This window comes from Cellulomonas sp. KRMCY2 (assembly GCF_000526515.1).
In the GTDB taxonomy this organism is placed as follows: domain Bacteria; phylum Actinomycetota; class Actinomycetes; order Actinomycetales; family Cellulomonadaceae; genus Actinotalea.
Genome location: NZ_JAGF01000001.1, coordinates 2,863,670 through 2,881,713 on the forward strand (window position 1 = coordinate 2,863,670; position 18,044 = coordinate 2,881,713).

The window sequence follows — 18,044 nt, forward strand, 5'->3', positions numbered from 1 at the left end:
AGCGTAGGGCCGGCGGTGGGAGCAGGCGTCCGCCCCCGGGTCGAGCCGTGGTCCCCCCAGGGGACGACGACGGGCGCCGCGCGGTGCGCCGGGAGCCCGGCCGCCTGTGGCAGCATGGGCCCATGACGAAGGTTCTCTTGGCGGAAGACGACCCGGCCATTGCCGAGCCCTTGGCACGCGCACTGGGTCGGGAGGGCTACGACGTCGTGGTGCAAGGCACAGGTCAAGGTGCCATCGACTCCGCATCTGGCGCGGACCTCGTCATCCTCGACCTCGGCCTGCCCGACATGGACGGCCTCGAGGTCGCCCGGTGGATCCGCAACCAGGGCCTGGCCATTCCCATCCTCGTCCTGACGGCACGCGCGGACGAGGTCGACCTGGTCGTGGGCCTGGACGCCGGTGCGGACGACTACGTCACCAAGCCCTTCCGTCTCGCCGAGCTGCTCGCCCGGGTGCGTGCCCTGCTGCGCCGCACGCACAGCGACGGCACAGAGGAGGACGAGGTCGTCGCCCAGGACGTCCGGATGGACCTCGCCGCGCACCGCGCCTTCCAGGGGGACCGGGAGCTGCACCTGACGGCCAAGGAGTTCGACCTGCTGCGCGTCCTGGTCCGTGACGCCGGGTCGGTCGTGCCGCGTGACGGTCTGATGCGGGAGGTCTGGGAAGCTGACCCGAGCGGGTCGACCAAGACCCTCGACATGCACGTGTCGTGGCTGCGCCGCAAGCTCGGTGACGACGCGAACGCACCGCGGTACATCTCCACCGTGCGTGGCATGGGCTTCCGGTTCGAGACCAGCGCTCCCTGACCGCGAGCACCCCATGCGCCGTCGGGTCCTCCAGGCGACGATCGCGGCCGTCACCGTCGCCGTCGTCCTCCTCGGCATCCCGCTGGCCTTCTTCGGTGCGCGCCTGGTGCGTGACGCCGAGCTGCGCGACCTGGCCGACCGCACCGCGGCGCTCGGTCGGCAGGTCGAGACGCGGATGGTCACCGACCGGCCCGTGACCGAGGACCTGCTCGAGGTCTACGTCGGCGGGAAGGACGGGTACCTGGCCGCGTCGGTGTCCGTGGCGCTGCCCGACGGGACCCGGGTCCGCGCGGGCGATCCGGTCGAGGGGCGTGGCTACCCGCAGATCGTGCGGACGGACTCCGGGGCCGTCGTGCTCCTGACGATGTCCTGGTGGGACGTGTTCTGGCAGACGGCGCGCGTCGTCGCGCTCGTGATCGCTGCCGCGACCGTCGCCTTCGTGGCCGGGATCTCGATGGCGTCGTGGCAGGCCCGGCGGCTCGCTGCCCCGTTGATCTACCTCGCGGCGAGCGCCGAGCAGCTCGGCTCGGGACAGGTCCGCCCCCGCCTCGAGCCCTCCGGCGTCGAGGAGATCGACCTGGTCGCCGCCGAGCTCGCGCGCAGCGCCGACCGGCTGGCCGGCCGGCTCGCCGCGGAGCGGCAGTTCGCCGCCGACGCGTCCCACCAGCTGCGCACACCGCTGACCGCCCTGTCGATGCGCCTCGAGGAGATCACCGCGGCCACCGAGAAGGAGGAGGTGGCCGAGGAGGCGCGGATCTCCCTCGAGCAGGTCGAGCGGCTGGTGACGGTCGTCGACGACCTGCTGACCCGCTCCCGGCGGTCCCAGGGCGGCACGACCGAGGCGGTCCACCTGCTCGACATCGTGCACCAGCAGGAGGAGGAGTGGTTCTCGTCCTTCGCCGCAGCCGGACGTCGGCTCGTGGTGGAGGTCCCCGGGCGGGTCGCGGTGCTGGCGACGCCCGGTGCCCTCGCACAGGTGCTGGCCACGCTCATCGAGAACTCGCTCAGGCACGGCGGTGGCACGACGACCGTGCGATCGCGACCCTCCGGTGGCAGCGGGGCCATCGTCGTCGAGGTGACGGACGAGGGCCCCGGCGTGCCGGACGACCTCGCTCCGCGCATCTTCGAGCGTGAGGTGACCTCCGGCGCCGGCACCGGACTCGGCCTCGCGCTCGCCCGGGACCTGGTGGCTGCGGACGGCGGTCGCCTCGAGCTCGCGCAGCGACGTCCGCCGGTGTTCGCGATCTTCCTCGCAGGTGTGCCCAGGACGCTCGACCCGGACGTCGTCCTGCCGCGTGGTGCTCTGGTGTCCAACCGCCGGACCTGGCGACGGCGGCGCGGCCCGGTGCGTTGACCGGCCGGACGTCGCGTGCGGGCCGGCTCAGTACGGCTAGCGGGTCAGGGCATCCTCGGCGAGGGCGGCCGGGACGGCCGTCGAGCCGGTGAACACCAGGTGCCGGTAGGCGAAGTAGCGGAACAGCGTGCCGAGCGCGAGACCGACGACGTTCGCCGCGACGTTGTCCGCCAACGGCGAGGTGAGGCCCAGGACGTAGGTCGAGAACGCCAGGCAGAGCACGGCGATGCCCATGCCGATCAGGTTGACGACGGCGAAGCCGATCAGCTCACGGGTCGGGGCGGTCGTCCGGTGCGAGGCGAAGGTCCAGTAGCGGTTCCCGAGCCAGGACACGACGGTGGCCACTGTCGCGGAGACGATCTTCGCCGTCAGCGGCTTGTGGTCCAGCAGCTCACCCGGGCCGAAGCTCAGCAGGTTGAACAGGCCGACGTCGACGACGAGGGCGAGCAGGCCGACGGACCCGAAGCGCGCGAGCTCGAGCACCCGGTTCCGCATGCCGACCAGCGTAGCCGGACGGCGGCGACCGGGCCCATCGGTCGTTGTTACGCTCGGCCATCGTGACGCTCGTGGTAGCTGTGGTCGGTGGCGGTCAGCTCGCCCGGATGATGACGCCCGCGGCGACGGCGCTCGGCATCCACCTGCGGGTCCTGGTCGAGGGCCCGTCGACGTCGGCGGCCCGGGTCGTGGTCGACGCACCGGTCGGAGCGCCCCGCGAGGCCCGCGCCGTCCTCGACCTGGTCGCCGGCCCGCCGCGGGCCGATGTGCTGACCTTCGAGCACGAGCACATCCCGGCCGACGTCCTGCGCCAGGTGCAGGCCGGGGGCACCCCCGTGCGCCCGTCGCCCGCCGCTCTGCTGCACGCCCAGGACAAGATCGTCATGCGCCGCGGTCTCACGGCGCTCGGTGTCCCGTGCCCTCGCTGGTCCGAGCTCCCCGATGCCGCCGCCCTGACGTCGTTCCTCGAGACGGTCGGCGGTGAGGCAGTGGTCAAGACCTCCCGCGGGGGCTACGACGGCAAGGGCGTGCGGGTCGTACGGTCCGCCGCCGAGGTCGCGGAGTGGTTCGCCGCCGCGGGCACCGGCGGGCCGGCGCTGCTGGCCGAGGAGAAGGTGCCCTTCGTGCGGGAGCTGGCTGTTCTGCTCGCACGGCGGCCGTCCGGCGAGGTCCGGGTGTGGCCGGTGGTCGAGACGGTCCAGGCCGACGGCGTCTGCTCGGAGGTCATCGCACCGGCGCCGGGCCTCGACCCGGCGGTCGAGCAGGCCGCGGTGCAGGCGGCGCTGCGCATCGCCGAGGGCCTTGACGTCACCGGCGTCCTGGCTGTCGAGCTCTTCGAGGTGGCCGGGGTCGACGGGGCGCCGGGCACCGTGCTGGTCAACGAGCTCGCGATGCGGCCGCACAACTCCGGCCACTGGACCATCGACGGCGCGGTGACCAACCAGTTCGAGCAGCATCTGCGCGCCGTCCTCGACCTGCCGCTGGGCGATCCTGCCCCCCGTGCGCGGTGGTCGGTCATGGCGAACGTCCTCGGCAGCTCCCTCGACCGGCTCACCGACGCGCTGCACGACGTCGTCGGTGCGGACCACGGGGTCCGGGTGCACCTGTACGGCAAGGACATCCGCCCTGGTCGCAAGCTCGGCCACGTGACCGTCTGCGGCGACGACCTGGCCGATGTCCGGGCCCGGGCACTGGCCGCCGCGGCCCGACTTCGGGGAGACTTCACGTCATGAGCGAGCAGCCGCTGGTCGGCGTGGTGATGGGGTCGGACTCCGACTGGCCGGTGATGCAGGCTGCGGCCGACGCGCTCGCCGAGTTCGACGTGGCGTGCGAGGTGGACGTCGTCTCGGCGCACCGGATGCCGCAGGAGATGATCGACTACGGGCGAGGGGCTGCGGCGCGCGGCCTGCGGGTGATCATCGCGGGCGCCGGTGGGGCTGCGCACCTGCCCGGCATGCTCGCTGCGGTCACCACGTTGCCGGTGATCGGCGTCCCCGTCCCGCTCGCGCACCTGGACGGCCTCGACTCGCTGCTGTCGATCGTGCAGATGCCGGCGGGCGTCCCGGTGGCCACCGTCTCGGTCGGCGGGGCGCGCAACGCGGGTCTGCTCGCGGTCCGCATCCTCGCGGCCGGCACCGGTTCGCCCGAGGACGCCGCTCGCCTGGCCGAGCGGATGGCCGCGTTCCAGACGGACCTGCGCGACCAGGCCCACGCCAAGGGTGAGCGCCTGCGCGCGCGTCACCCCGGCGGCCGCCCGGCCCCCACCGGCTTCGCCCGCCCCCCGAATGACCTGTCGGACCCGTGACCCCCGGATCGGGGGCGGTGGGTCCGGCACGCGTGCGCTGGTCAGCCGAGGCCGGGGACTCCGCCGACGGGTCCGGGGGGCAGGGTCCCGGCGGTGATGCCCGCCCAGAACGCCGGGGTCAGGTCCGCATCCAGCAGGACGGCCATGCCGATCCCACCGGGCTCGTAGTCGAGGGACGCGATCGGTGGCGTCCCGGTGATGCCACCGGGACCGGTCGCGCTGCGGAAGGCCAGGGCGAGCCGGCCGAGGTCCAGCAGTCCGGTGCCATCGCTGACCGCGAGGGCGTTCGTGCCGGCGCGCACCAGCTTCACCTGCTGTCCGGGATTCACCAGCAGCGACGGTTCGGTGACCTTGCCGGTGATCGCCGCGATGAGCTGCTGCTGGCGCCTCGCCCGGCCGATGTCGCCCTCGGGGTCGGCGTACCGCATGCGTGCGAAGGCGAGCGCCGTCACACCGTCCGACACGTGGCAGCCGGCCGTCCAGATCAGCCCGCTCAGCGGCTCGTTGACGTCGTAGTCGAGGCACAGCTCCACGCCGCCGACGGAGTCGACGACGCCCTGGACACCCCCGAAGCCGATCTCGACGTAGTGGTCGACCGTCAGCCCCGAGAGCTGCTCGACGGTGGCCACCAGGAGCGGTGGCCCGCCGTAGGCGAACGAGGCGTTGAGCTTCTCGCCGCCGTAGCCGGGGATCTCGGCGTAGGTGTCGCGCGGCAGGCTGATCAGGGCGGCCGGACCGGACGGCGGTACGTGCAGCAGCATGATCGTGTCGGTCCGCGCCCCGGTGGTCTCGGTGTCGATGACGACACCGTCCTCGCGCGAGTCGGAGCCGGCCAGGAGGTAGGTGGTCCCGGGTGTCCCGGCGGCGCCGGAGAGGGCTGCCACGTGCTCGATCCGACCGTTCGCCCAGAGGGCGAGCCCGATCGGCCAGGACAGGAGCAGGGCGACGACCAGCGTGACGACGACGGCGGCCCGACGGCGGCGCGAGGCCCGGCTCCTGGGCAGGAGCGCCGTCCCACCGGCCGGCGTGGTCGGTCCGCCCGGCGGGCGTCCCGCGCCGGGGCGGACGCTCGGCGGCGCGGCCCCGGACCCGGCCCCAGGGCGGGTGGCGCTCGGCGGACGAGATGACCGCGGGACGGCCGGGAGGGTCGCTGTCGGTGGGCCGGCGGTCGGCTCGCCCGGCTGGCGGCTCGTGCGGCGGACCGGGGTGCGCGCCCCGTGCGTCGCACCGGCCGCGGTCGCCGGGGGTGCGGGTGGGCGCGGCGCGGGCGGGCGTTGCGTCGACGGGCCGGGCACCGCAGGGCGGGCCGTGGGCGGGCGGCCGACGACGATCGGGGTGCCGTCGCCCGTTCCCCGGGGCGTTGGCCACCGGCTCGCTGGGGCGCGAAGACCGGCGGCGGCCCCTCGGGGCGGGGCGGGCGGCCGGAGGGCGGCGGTGCGGGCAGGGCGGTGCCACCGGCGCGGGCCCGGCTCGACGGCCGGCGCGGCGGTGGCGCAGGCGGCGGCGGCGGGCCACCGTCACGCGGTGGCCGGCGTCGCTCGTCCTCGGTCGGTGGCACGGGGCTCAGCCGCAGACCGACGTGGTGATGTCGTCCGGTGTGAACGGGTCGACACCCGGCTCCTTGGTCTCGGCCGGCGCCGGGTCGGTCGCTGCCGGGTCGGTCGCTGCCGGATCGGCGGCTGCCGGGTCCGTCACGCCCGGTTCGGCAGCGCCGGCGTCGGTCGGGGCGGTGGTCGGGTCGGTGGCCGCGGCCACCGGCTGCGTCCCGACTGGCACGTCGGCAGCGAGGTTGGCCCACACCAGATCGGCCTCGTCCGTCCACACGACGCGGTTGGCGTCGGTCGGCGCCGGCACCCACGGCACCGTCAGGAACGTGATGCCGCCGCTGCCGAGGCTCTTGAGGCTGAGCGCAAGACCGGCCATGTCGGTGATCGAGGACAGCCCGCTGCTGACCGTGAGCGACTGGGTCGCGGCGGTGAGGAAGCGCATGAGCTCGGGCACGTCGGTCAGCAGGTTCTTCGACAGGACCTCGCGCGCGGTCGCCGCGAGCAGCTCCTGCTGGCGGCCGATCCGGTTGGTGTCCGAGCCGTCGCCGAGGCCGGTGCCGGTCCGTGCACGGGCGTAGGACAACGCGGTGACACCGTCGAGCCGCTGGAGACCGGCCTGCAGGTGCAGGTTGTTGGCCTTGGGGGAGTAGACCTCCTCCGGGATGCACATGGGCACGCCGCCCACGGCGTCGACCATGTTCACGAAGCCCGACATGTTGACCACGATGAAGTGGTCGATCCGGACCCCGGTGTTCTGCTCGACGGTCCGCTGGGTGCACGCGGCGGCATCGGACACCAGGCCGGACTGCCCGCCGATCGAGTACGCCGAGTTGAACATCGCGTAGTCCTGGGGCCGCGAGGTCGAACCGTCCTCGCGGGTGCAGTCCGGGATGTCGACCAGCGAGTCACGGGGGATCGAGACCAGCTCGACGCGCTGCCGATCGGCCGAGATGTGCATGACGATCGTCGTGTCGGACCGCTGGCCTTCCTCACCGTCGGCCACCACGGCCTCGCTGCCGACGCGAGAGTCGGTGCCCAGCACCAGGATGTTGACGGGCATCCCCTGGTTGGGGTCGTCGGGGTCGGGTGTCGCCACGACCTCGGGGCGGTCGTCGCCGAGAAGGTGCTCGATGTCGACGCCCTCGATGTTGTTCTGCAGCCGCACGTACGCCGTCGCTGCACCCGTGCCGACGAACGACAGCGCGCCGATCGCCACGAGAGCCGATCCCTGCAGGACGCGGTGGTGTCGTTCGCGGCGCGCGTGGCGAACCGCACGCGGGCGCGTTGAGGTCGTGTGGCGAGGTGTCACAGCTCAGGAGCATAGAAGCCGGACCGGCAGGTACGGGGGGAGGCGGGGCGCAGGGGCCGTGGAGGTGTCGTGGAGATCGATGCGGGAGGGGCGGTGGATCAGGCATCCGACCGCCCGGTCGCCGGGCCTCGGCCGACTGACGCAGGTACACTCTCGTGGCCCGCTACGACGTGCTGACAGCTCTGCCACGTCGCCCGCGTGCCGTTGCACGCCGGCGGTCGACCACATGTCTCGGGGAAGGATGCTGCGCCTTGACTGCCTTGACGGATGACGAGCGCGGCACCGTTGACCTGAGCATCGTGATCCCGTCGTACGACTCGGCGCCCTACCTGCCCAGCACGCTCGCCGCCTGCGCCGCCGCCCTCGAGCCGATCGGGTGGTCCGCGGAGGTGATCGTGGTCGACGACGGTTCGAGCGACGGCACCGCTGCCCTGGTCGAGAGCCTCGCGCCGTCGTTCCCGTTCCCGCTCAGCGTCGTCGTCCAGCCCAACAGCGGTCGCTTCCTCGCCCGGTGGGCCGGTCTGGCGATCGCCGCCGGGCACACCGTCCTGCTGCTCGACAGCAGGGTCCTGCTCGGACCTGGCTCGCTGCGCCACATCGAGCTGGCGGTCGCCGCCGAGCCCCGGCGCGCGGTCTGGAACGGCCATGCGATCACCGATCCGGCAGCACCGCTCGTCGGGCACTTCTGGGAGGTTCCGGTGCACGTGTTCTGGGGCGACTTCCTCGGCCGGCCCCGCCCGGTGGAGTTCGGGCTCGAGGACTTCAACCGCTACCCGAAGGGCACCGGTGTCTTCCTCGCCCCGCGTGAGGTGCTCGTCGAGGCCTGCCGTGCGGCCTGGCCGCACGGTGACGCGGCCCTGGCGAGCGACGACACCAAGCTCATCCGGTTCATCGCCGCCGAGCACCCGGTCCAGCTCGACCCGGCCTTCTGGGCCGTGTACCGGCCGCGGACGAACGTGCGGTCGTTCATCCGGCACAGCGTCGGTCGCGGCACCTTCCTGGTCGACAGCTTCGGTGGCACGTCGACGGCGTGGAACGCGGCGCTGATCGGGCTCGCGGTCGCCCCGGTCGTGGGGCTGGCGGCGGTGGTCGCGCTAGCGGTGGCCGGAGCCTGGCCGTGGATCGCCGCCCTCGCCGGTGCTGCGGTCCTGGCGGCGGGTGTCCCGGCGGTCCTGGCCGCACGTGGTGGCTGCCCGCGTCGGGGGCTGCTGGCGTACGTGGTCTTCCTGCCGGTCTTCGTCCTGCCCTACTGGGCGGGCCTGCTCCGCGGTCTGCGCGTGCACGGCGGCAACCTGCGGCGCGGATCGTCCACCCCGACGCCGGTGGCGACGGGGGACGAGGCCCGATGATCGTCTTCTGCTACGGCACGACGGCCGAGGCGATCAAGCTCGGTCCCGTCATGTCGCGCCTGACCGAGCGTGGGGTCGCCTTCGAGCAGTGGGTGACCCTCCAGCAGGCCGCGACGGTCCTGGACTCCCTGCCGGCGCTGGGCATCCCGACCCCCGACCGGGTCCTCGCGGTCGGGCGGAGCGGGCGGCCGCTGTCGGGCCCGCTCGACGTCGTGGTGTGGTTCGCGCGGATCGCGTGGTGGGCGATGCGTCGACGTCGTGCGCTGCGCGCCCAGCTGGGCCGGGGGTCGGTCATCGTCGTGCACGGCGACACGATGACGAGCGTCGTCGGCGCTCTGCTCGCCCGGTTCCTGCGGGTCGACTCCGCGCACGTGGAGGCAGGTCTGCGATCGGGGAACTGGCGTCATCCGTTCCCCGAGGAGCTCGACCGGCGGATCGTCGGGCGGCTGGCGACGGTGCACTACGCTCCGACCGAGGTCGCTGCGGGGCACCTGACCGGGAGGCGCAACGTGGTGATGACCCACGGAAACACCGTCGTCGACGCGGTCCTCGACCGGCGCCGGGACGCGACAGCAGCGCCGGACAACCCGTACGGCGTGGTCCTCCTGCACCGGTTCGAGTTCCTCTCGAACAGCGGTCTGGTCCGCAAGACCCTGCAGTGCATCGTCGACGACTCACCCGTGCGGCTCGTCATGGTGGTCGACGACCTCGCCCGCCACTCCCTGCAGGACGCGCTGGCGACCCTGCCGACCGAGAAGGTGACGATCGTCGACAAGCTGCCGCACGCGCAGTTCGCGCCGCTGATCGCGCAGGCCGCGTTCATCGTGACGGACAGCGGCGGCGTCCAGGAGGAGGCCGCCTTCCTCGGCGTGCCGACCCTCGTCCACCGTCGCGCGACCGAGCGCGACGAGGGCCTCGGTGCGAACGTCGTCCTGTCCGGGTGGGACCTGCCGGTCCTGGCGGCCTTCCTGCACGAGCACGCCGCGTACCGCCGGGAGCCCACCTCGCTCGAGCACTCGCCGTCGGACGCCGTCGTCCAGGACCTGGTGGACCGTGGCTATGGGAGCTGAGGCAGGAGTGGGCATGACGGCGGTCTCGGTGGTCGTCCCCGCCTACCAGGAGGCGGCCAGCATCGTGCCCGCCCTCGAACGGCTGATCGGTGTGCTCGAGGGCTCCGGCCGGCCCTACGAGATCATCGTGGTGTCCGACGGCAGCACCGACGGGACCGCCGACCTGGCCCGGGGCGTCGCGGCCGCCGACCTGCGCGTCGTGGAGTACTCGCCGAACCGCGGCAAGGGCCATGCCCTGCGGGTCGGCTTCGCCGAGGCGCGCCATGAGCTCGTCGCCTTCATCGACGGCGACCTCGACCTCGACCCCGTCGTCCTGCCGGGCTTCCTCGAGACGATCGAGCGCGACGCCGCAGACGTCGTGGTCGGCTCGAAGGTGCACCCCGACTCGAACGTCGACTACCCGTTCTCCCGGCGTCTGGCGAGCCGCGCGTTCCGGCTCGCGACGCACGCCGTCATCGGCCTGAACCTCGGTGACACCCAGACCGGCGTCAAGGCGATGCGGCGCGACGCCGTGGAGCCGTCGATCACCAGGTGCACGTCGACCGGCTTCGCCTTCGACCTCGAGTTCCTCGCGCGGCTCTCCGACCGGCACGTGCGGGTCGTCGAGGCGCCGGTCGTCCTCGAGTACGCGTTCACCTCGACAGTGGGCATCAGCTCGGTCCTCGAGGCCCTGCACGACCTGATGGTCGTCGCCCGCCGGCGCCGCGGCAGGCTCCGCTCGTCCGGGAAGGCGCACCGATGAGCGAACGCCGACAGATGCGCCTCGGCTACCTGCGCCGGCACGCCGGCCCCTTCCTGACGATCGGTGTCGTCAGCGTCCTGGGGATCGGCGCGACCGCGGCCTTCCATGCGCTGACCGGCCGGGGCCTGGGGCCGGGCGCCTTCGGTCTGCTCGCCGCCTTCCTGTCGATCGTCAACATCGCCGCGATCGGTGCGTCCTCACTCCAGAACGCGGTGGCGGTCGCGACGGCGCGCGCGGTGACCGAGGCAGCTGAGACGGCTGAGGCGGCTGAGACGGCCGGCGGTGTCGTCGCCGAGCGCAGGCCGCGGTGGTGGGACAGTGCGAACATCGAGGCCATCTCGCTGGGTGGTGCCGGGGCGCTCGCCGTTGGCCTGCTCGCACCGCTGCTCGCGAGCCAGCTCTCCACGAGCCGGCTCGCGGTCTACCTCGCCGCCCTGACGATCGTGCCGAGCTTCATGTTCTCGGTCGCGCAGGGTCGGCTGCAGGGTGTCGGCCGGGCCAATGCCGTCGCAGGCTGGTCGACCAGCTCGCAGATCCTGCGGGTCGCGCTCGCCGCGGCGGCGCTCGCGGCCGGCCTCGGGGCGGTCTCGGTCCTGGTCGCCGTCCTCCTGGCGATCGCGGCGGTGGCGGTCGCTGCCGCGTGGCAGGTGCGCGGCACCCGCCTGCCGGGCACGGTCCGCGCCTTCAGCAGCCACAGCATCGTCCTGATCATGCTCACGCTGTCCTTCGCCTGGCTGACCAGCATCGACGTGATGCTCGTGCGGATCGGGGCGGCGGAGACGGACGCCGGGATGTTCGCCGCGGCGGCCGTGCTCGCGAAGATGCTCCTGATCGTGCCAACCACGCTGTCGCTCTACCTGCTGCCGCGGTTCGTCAACCGTCAGGGCGACCGGGTCACGACCCGGTTCGGCGTCAACGTCGTCCTGCTGGCCGTCCTGGGCTCCGGCCTCGTCGGCGTGCTCGCCATGGCGCTCGTCGGACGCTTCCTCATCGCGCTGTTCTTCGGCCAGGGCTACGAGGGAGCTGTGCAGATGCTGCCCTGGCTCTCCCTGGCGTACCTCCCGTGGGCCCTGGCCCAGGGCCTGCTGATCAGGCTCACGGCCGTCGTGTCCCGGCTGACCCTCGGCCTGCTCCTGGCGGCGGCCGTCGTCCAGTGGGTGGTGGCGCGGATCGTCCTGCCCGACCTGAACGCCATGATCGCGGTGATCGGGATCCTCGGGTCGGTCGTGGCCGCCCTGATGTTCGTCCTGCACGCGACCCACAGCCGAGACGTAGGAGTGCCGAACGCATGACGAACGAGTCCACGGACGCGCGGGCGCGTCCCGGCCGACCACGCCCCGGCCGACCTGGCCGCGGTTGGGCGGGCCGCTCCTGGGCGGGCCTCGGCTGGGCCGCCCTCGGAACGGTCCTGCTGGCGCTGGGGGCCCTGCCGGGTGCCCGGGTGCCGATCATCGGGGACGACCTGCAGGCACTGTTCGAGACCTACGCGATCGCCGACGGCGACCTGGGTGCCGCTGCCGAGTTCGGCTGGAACCAGGGCTTCAAGGCGGGGCACTTCAACCCGGTGGGGCAGGCGCTGGGCGCCGCCTACCACTACGGCGCCTTCGCGGTGAGCTCCGCACTGGGCATCAGCCCGCAGTACTACGACGTCGCCGTCGCGGGGTTGCTGATGTGGCTGTCCGTCGCCGCGGCCGCGCTGATCCTGACCTGGGGCCTGCGCACGGTCGCCGTCCCGGGCCGCACCTCCTACTGGCGGATGTTCGCGCTGGTGGGCGCGATCGCGGCCGCGACCATCCAGAACCACCCGTGGTCCAACGACCCGGTCACCTCCTTCGGTCCGGCGGGCTGGGGCTCCGCGGCGATCGGCCTGACCCTGGTCGGGCTCGCCCTGCGCGCCACGATGCCCGGCCGGCGAGGCTGGACGGACTTCGTGCTCGTCGGCGGTCTCGGTGTCTTCGCCGTCCTCTACTACGAGATGCTCGCCGGGATGGTGGCCGGCGCGGGCGTCGTGTACCTGGCCGCCGTCGCGCGGGCGTGGGTCCGGCGGGACAGGCCCGAGCTGATCCGCACCTTCCTGCTCGGCGTCGTGGGGGCCGCTGTGCCCGTCGCGATCTTCCTCGGCGGCCGCCTCCTGGCCGTCCCGCCGGAACAGAGCAACTACACGGGGACGTCGCTGGCCCTCGGCCTCCCGGCGCTCGCCACCTGGTGGGCCGCGATCGTCGGCGCGCTGCCGGGCGGCGGCTGGCCCTACCTGATCGCGATGGTCAGCGGCGTCGTCACGCTGACGCCGCACGCCATGCTGCTCGCGGCCGCCCTGTGCCTGGGCATCGCGGTCCTCGTCTCGGCCTGGTCACGCGCCGCGCGCATCACGCTCCGCTGGAACCGCTCGTGGCTCATCCCGCTCGGCGGTGTCGGAGCCACCTGGGCCGTGACGACGGCAACCCACGCGACGACCCAGAAGTACATCGACGAGATCAAGGTCCCCGGGCAGGTCTACCTCTACTACGTCGTGGGCGTCCTGTGCGTGGCGGTCCTCCTGGGCTGGGCGATCGTCGCGCTCGCGCCGCTCGCGCCGGATCCGGTCCGGGTCACCGCGCTGATCCTCGTCGGGGCCTTCCTGATGGTCCAGATGCCGCTCAACTGGCGTCTGGCCGCGGAGAGCGCCCAGGCCTTCGCCCCGAACCGGTACCTGGCCGGTGCGGCCACGTCCGGTGAGCTGCCCGAGGCCGACCGGTGCTACGCCCTGAACGCCTTCCTCGACCATCCCTGGCCGGACTACTACCGGGTGGCGATCACGGAGGATGCCCAGGAGGACTTCGAACGGGTCTTCGACGAGCCCCTGTGCACGGACCCCGCGACGCTCGCCAGGCTGGACGCGCTGCCGGCAGGCTGAGTGCCCGAGCGGCTGGGTGCCCGAGCCGCTCAGCGCCCGAGCTGGGCGTACTTGGCCTCGGTGGCGTCCTTCTGCGGGCGCCACCACGCCTCGTTCGCCCGGTACCAGGCGATCGTCGCGGCCAGGCCCTCGCGGAAGCTCTCGTACGTCGGGGTCCAGCCGAGCTCCTCGCGCAGCTTCGTCGAGTCGATGGCGTACCGCATGTCGTGGCCGGGCCGGTCGTTCACGTGGTCGTACGCGTCACGCGGCTGCCCGGTGAGCTCGAGGATGAGCTCGACGACCGTCTTGTTGTTCTCCTCGCCGTCCGCGCCGATGAGGTAGGTCTCACCGATGCGCCCGCGGTCGATGATCGTCCAGACGGCTGCGTTGTGATCCTCGACGTGGATCCAGTCGCGCACGTTCTCGCCGGTGCCGTAGAGCTTGGGCCGGATGCCGTCGATCACGTTGGTGATCTGGCGCGGGATGAACTTCTCGACGTGCTGGTACGGCCCGTAGTTGTTGGAGCAGTTCGAGATCGTCGCCTGCACGCCGAAGGACCGGACCCAGGCCCGGACCAGCAGGTCGCTCGCGGCCTTGGTCGAGGAGTACGGGCTCGAGGGGTTGTACGGCGTGCTCGGCGTGAACCTCGCCGGGTCGTCCAGCTCGAGGTCCCCGTAGACCTCGTCGGTGGAGATGTGGTGGTACCGGGTGCCGTGCCGGCGGACCGCCTCGAGCAGCGTGTAGGTGCCCACGACGTTCGTCTGGACGAACGGCCACGGGTTCGACAGCGAGTTGTCGTTGTGCGACTCGGCGGCGAAGTGCACGACGACGTCGGCGTCGCCGACCAGACGGTCGACGAGCTGGGCGTCGGTGATGTCTCCCCGCACGAACGTGACCCGGTCGGCGACCGGGGCGAGCGACGCCTCGTCGCCGGCGTAGGTCAGCGCGTCGAGGACGGTGACGCGGACGTCGGGACGCTCGCGCACGGTCAGGTGGACGAAGTTCGAACCGATGAAGCCGGCACCGCCGGTGACGAGCAGACGCACGTGAGGACCTCCAGGACGGGGCGCGGGCAGTCGAAGCCTAGTCGCGGCGCAACGGTTCGGGGGACCTCGGTCGTCCGGGCAAAGGGGGACGGATCGGGCGATGCGCGTGGCGGTGCTTGACCTGGGATGACTCCCGACTGACACTGCCCGTGACTTGCCTCCGAGGTCAGGAACCCCGATGACGATCCGCACTGCCTCCGCTGTCGCCTTCGGCGTGGCCCTCCTCACCGCGGCAAGCCCTGCTGTTGCGACCACCACCGCTGCCCGTGCCGCGGTGGTCACGGTCTCGTCCGGTGCGCCGGCGAGCGGTCCGATGCGGGCCCTGGCCCCCCTGGCGGGCACCACGGCGCCGGTGACCACGGACGCGGTCCCCGAGGTCGAGGTGACCGAGATGGACGTCGTCGTCCCGGCGGTCGAGGCGTCTGGTGACCTGGTCGCCACGCCGGACGTGCTCGAGGCGCAGGCGGAGCCCGACGTCATCGTGACCGACGAGGTCGTCACGGCCGACCGGGTCGAGAGCGCCGTCGTGGAGACGGCGGACTTCCAGACGCTGGGTGTGACCTGGCCGTCCGACGCCGAGGTCGCGGATCTCGGGCTCGAGGTACGGACCCGGGCCGACGGCGAGTGGACCGGGTGGACAGCGCTCGAGCCCGCCGACGACGCGCCGGACGCGGGCACCGTCGAGGCCGAGCGCGACATGCGTGGCGGCACCGACGCGTTGTGGGTCGGTGACGCCGACGCCGTGCAGCTCGCCTTCGCGGCGACGCCCGAGAGCGGCCCGGACGGCATCAGCCTCGCCCTGATCGGCTCGGAGGCCGTGGCCGAGCAGCCGACCGATGCGATCGTCGGCTCGACCGACGACGACCTGACCGCGCAGACGACTGCCTTCGGCCCGGCATCGGTGACGTCGGCCGCGGTGTTCACACCGGCGACCTTCCTGTCGACCACCGCGCCCGTGTCGAACACCGTGCCCGCGGACCCGGCGCCGGCCGTGCCCGCGGACCCGGCGACCACCGGCACCGAGGGCGCGAACCCGGCAGCTGTGCTCGTCCAGGCGCCGGCGGCCCCGCGGGTGATCAGCCGGGCGGAGTGGGGTGCAGCGCCTCAGGTGTGCACCCCGGACGTGGCGCGGGGGCTGGTCGGAGCGGTCGTGCACCACACGGCAGGCTCCAACGACTACAAGACCGTCGCCGAGGCGATGAACCAGATCCGCAACGATCAGGCGTACCACATCAACACGCGCGGCTGGTGCGACATCGGCTACAACTTCGTCGTCGACAAGTGGGGAAACATCTACGAGGGTCGCGCGGACAGCCTCAACGCCCCCGTGATCGGGGTCCACGCCGGAGGCTTCAACACCGGGACCGTCGGCGTCTCGATGCTCGGCAACTTCAGCTCCGTCGCGACGCCTCCTGCCATGATTGACGCGGTCGGCCGGATCGTCGGTCTGCGCCTGGCCGCCTACAACATCAACCCCACGGACTCCTTCGTCTTCCACACCCTCGGGGGCGAGAACTCGAAGTTCGCCGCGGGCACCGACGTACCGCTGCCACGGGTCTTCGCCCATCGGGACGTCGCGTACACCGCATGCCCCGGCAACGTGGGCTACGGGCAGCTGCCGAACATCCGCACGACGGCGCGCGCCTACTACGACGCGACGCTCTACGCCGAGTCCCAGTCCGTGATCAAGGCGCTGTACCAGGACCTGCTGCGTCGTGGTCCGGACCCGACCGGCCTGCGTGGCTGGACGACGTCGTTGATGCAGGGCCAGAGCCAGTCGGCCCTGGTCGACACGTTGACCCGCAGCGACGAGTACATCTCCTCGCGGGTGACCAAGGCCTACCGCGAGGTCCTGGGTCGTGAGCCGGAGCCGGCCGGTGCGGCGGCGTGGCTCTCGGAGATCAAGGCCGGGCACGCGACCGTCGATGACGTCCAGCGCCGGTTCTACGACTCGGTCGAGTACTACGACATCTCCGGCGGGACGCCTCAGGGGTACGTGCGCCGGCTCTACCAGACCGTCCTGAGCCGTCCGGCCGGCGACGCCGAGGTGGCCGAGTGGTCGGCCGTCTTCGCCACCCGCGGTCGTGGTGTGGTCGTCGATGCGATCTGGTTCTCGAACGAGGCGGCGCGGATCCGGGCCGGTGCGTACTACCAGACGTTCCTGGGTCGTGGTCCTGACCCGGTGGGTCTGGCCGGCTGGGCCGACGTGCTGCTGCGGCAGGGTGAGGGTGCGGTGCGGGTCGGGATCGCCGGCAGCCTCGAGTACCGCGCCCGATCGGTGAGCCGCTTCCCCTGATCGGTGAGCCGCTTCCCCTGATCGCCGCTGCGCGCGGGTGACGGGGCTCACGGGCGAGCCGATCCCGACGCCGTCCGGCAACCGCGCGTTCATGGTCAAGAACCTCAAGGTTCATGGTCAAGAACCTCAAGTCCCGGGTGTCCAGGGTCGATAGTCTTCTCGGGCCGAACAGGGGGCCTTGCAGGCCTCGGCGAACGCGCCAGGCTCGGCGCAGGATTCGATGACCCATGCTCCCGATGGGAGCAGAAACGAGAACTCCATGTCTCTGCTGGGCAAGCGTTCCCTCTGGGGAGTGATCGCGGCCACGGCCCTGGTCCTGACCCCGCTCTCGGCCTCCGCGGTCGAGCCGTTCCCGGACAACGGTGGCGCTGACACGACGCCGTTCGCCGACATCGCCGGTGCGACGGCCGACGTCGGCGTCGACCAGACGGTCCTCATCACCCCGATCTGCCAGGGGTTCACGGTGACCAACCGGTACACCGAGACCGTCGACGTGCTGTTCGGCGACTTCGCGAACGGCATCCAGGACGCCGGCGTGCTCGTCGAGCCGGGCGAGACCGTGCGGGTCAACACGCCCCGCGGCCTGATCGACTACGTCGCGTGGGCGATGGCCTCCGACTACATGGCCGGCACGGGGCAGGACGTCGCCATCAACCAGAGCTGCACCCCGACCCCGCGCACCCAGACGGAGCAGGTCCAGAAGTACATCAACCAGGTGTACCGCGACCTGTTCTACCGTGTGCCCGACACGCAGGGCCTTGCCACCTGGACCACGGCGCTGCTCAACGGTGCGCCGCGGGTCGCCGTCGCCAACGCGATCACCTACAGCCCCGAGTACCGCTCCTGGCTGATCTCCGGCGTCTACTGGCAGTTCCTCGGCCGTGACCCGGATGCCGGTGGCCTGGCCAACTGGCTCGGTGCGATGCAGGGTGGCATGACCATCGCACAGATGGAGTCCGGCTTCATCGCTTCCGACGAGTACTACGCCGCAGCCGGCGGGACTCCTGAGGCCTGGGTCGACGCCCTGTACAACGACGTCCTGTGGCGCAATGCGAGCGACGCCGAGATCGCGAGCTGGGTCGGCGTGCTGGCAGCCGGCGGTTCGCGCAGCCAGGTCGCCATGGGTTTCCTGCTGTCGACCGAGCACCTGACCGACGTGGTCGCCACGTACTACTGGCAGCTGCTGGGCCGGGACATCGACGCGGCCGGCAAGTCCTCCTGGGTGACCATCCTGGGCGCCGGCGGCCGTGACGAGGCCGTCATCGGCTCGATCATCGCCAGCGACGAGTACTACAACAAGGGCTGACCTCCAGCCACGACGAAGGCCGCCGGGAGCCGTGAGCTCCCGGCGGCC

Annotated in this window: 15 protein-coding genes; 11 read left to right on the plus strand and 4 right to left on the minus strand. The window is 72.4% G+C overall.

The window, feature by feature from the left end; translation table 11 throughout:
• The first annotated feature begins 122 nt into the window (after positions 1-122).
• Positions 123-806, plus strand: a complete 684-nt coding sequence (locus K415_RS0113555) for a response regulator transcription factor (RefSeq protein ID WP_024287586.1) — start codon at positions 123-125, stop codon at positions 804-806.
• A 13-nt stretch (positions 807-819) separates the two neighbouring features.
• On the plus strand, positions 820-2,160 hold the full coding sequence (locus K415_RS0113560; RefSeq protein WP_024287587.1) for an ATP-binding protein: 1,341 nt from the start codon (positions 820-822) through the stop codon (positions 2,158-2,160).
• A gap of 36 nt (positions 2,161-2,196) precedes the next feature.
• Here K415_RS0113560 and K415_RS0113565 read toward each other — a convergent pair whose 3' ends face one another.
• Positions 2,197-2,655 (minus strand): GtrA family protein, encoded by a 459-nt coding sequence (locus tag K415_RS0113565; RefSeq protein ID WP_024287588.1) that lies wholly within the window; start codon positions 2,653-2,655, stop codon positions 2,197-2,199.
• A gap of 107 nt (positions 2,656-2,762) precedes the next feature.
• On the opposite strand from K415_RS0113565, the gene K415_RS0113570 reads away from it, so the two are divergent.
• Together K415_RS0113570 and purE are read left to right on the plus strand one after the other, a co-directional pair.
• On the plus strand, positions 2,763-3,887 hold the full coding sequence (locus K415_RS0113570; protein ID WP_051480940.1) for a 5-(carboxyamino)imidazole ribonucleotide synthase: 1,125 nt from the start codon (positions 2,763-2,765) through the stop codon (positions 3,885-3,887).
• A complete protein-coding gene (gene purE, locus K415_RS0113575; RefSeq protein WP_024287590.1) occupies positions 3,884-4,459 on the plus strand; it encodes a 5-(carboxyamino)imidazole ribonucleotide mutase in 576 nt (191 codons plus the stop codon). Before K415_RS0113570 ends, purE begins: the two co-directional genes overlap by 4 nt.
• 41 nt (positions 4,460-4,500) lie before the next feature.
• Here purE and K415_RS21940 read toward each other — a convergent pair whose 3' ends face one another.
• Both K415_RS21940 and K415_RS0113585 read right to left on the minus strand, forming a co-directional pair.
• A complete protein-coding gene (locus K415_RS21940; RefSeq protein WP_024287591.1) occupies positions 4,501-5,754 on the minus strand; it encodes an LCP family protein in 1,254 nt (417 codons plus the stop codon).
• A 268-nt stretch (positions 5,755-6,022) separates the two neighbouring features.
• Positions 6,023-7,222, minus strand: coding sequence for an LCP family protein (locus K415_RS0113585; RefSeq protein WP_024287592.1), 1,200 nt, complete (start codon positions 7,220-7,222; stop codon positions 6,023-6,025).
• 344 nt (positions 7,223-7,566) lie between these two features.
• Between K415_RS0113585 and K415_RS21945 the strand changes: the two genes are divergently transcribed.
• The 5 genes from K415_RS21945 to K415_RS0113610 are packed head-to-tail and all read left to right on the plus strand — an operon-like array spanning position 7,567 to position 13,369.
• Positions 7,567-8,664: a glycosyltransferase family A protein gene (locus K415_RS21945; RefSeq protein WP_197024735.1), complete on the plus strand. Its 1,098-nt coding sequence runs from the start codon at positions 7,567-7,569 to the stop codon at positions 8,662-8,664.
• A complete protein-coding gene (locus K415_RS0113595; RefSeq protein ID WP_024287594.1) occupies positions 8,661-9,734 on the plus strand; it encodes a UDP-N-acetylglucosamine 2-epimerase in 1,074 nt (357 codons plus the stop codon). Before K415_RS21945 ends, K415_RS0113595 begins: the two co-directional genes overlap by 4 nt.
• A 13-nt stretch (positions 9,735-9,747) precedes the next feature.
• The gene (locus K415_RS0113600; RefSeq protein ID WP_024287595.1) at positions 9,748-10,476 is read left to right on the plus strand and encodes a glycosyltransferase family 2 protein; all 729 of its coding nucleotides are present in this window, start codon (positions 9,748-9,750) and stop codon (positions 10,474-10,476) included.
• Positions 10,473-11,768 carry a lipopolysaccharide biosynthesis protein gene (locus K415_RS0113605; protein WP_155859466.1) on the plus strand — a complete coding sequence of 432 codons (1,296 nt, stop codon included), beginning with the start codon at positions 10,473-10,475 and terminating at the stop codon, positions 11,766-11,768. The genes K415_RS0113600 and K415_RS0113605 overlap by 4 nt, the downstream gene beginning before the upstream one ends.
• Complete coding sequence (locus tag K415_RS0113610; RefSeq protein ID WP_024287597.1) at positions 11,765-13,369, plus strand: hypothetical protein; 1,605 nt, start codon at positions 11,765-11,767, stop codon at positions 13,367-13,369. Before K415_RS0113605 ends, K415_RS0113610 begins: the two co-directional genes overlap by 4 nt.
• Positions 13,370-13,398: 29 nt before the next feature.
• On the opposite strand, the gene rfbB is transcribed toward K415_RS0113610, so the two are convergent.
• Positions 13,399-14,394, minus strand: a complete 996-nt coding sequence (rfbB, locus tag K415_RS0113615) for a dTDP-glucose 4,6-dehydratase (protein WP_024287598.1) — start codon at positions 14,392-14,394, stop codon at positions 13,399-13,401.
• Between the two features lie 178 nt (positions 14,395-14,572).
• Between rfbB and K415_RS21950 the strand changes: the two genes are divergently transcribed.
• Positions 14,573-16,690, plus strand: a complete 2,118-nt coding sequence (locus K415_RS21950) for a DUF4214 domain-containing protein (protein WP_024287599.1) — start codon at positions 14,573-14,575, stop codon at positions 16,688-16,690.
• A gap of 259 nt (positions 16,691-16,949) precedes the next feature.
• Complete coding sequence (locus tag K415_RS0113625; RefSeq protein WP_034661285.1) at positions 16,950-17,996, plus strand: DUF4214 domain-containing protein; 1,047 nt, start codon at positions 16,950-16,952, stop codon at positions 17,994-17,996.
• Positions 17,997-18,044 lie beyond the last annotated feature (48 nt).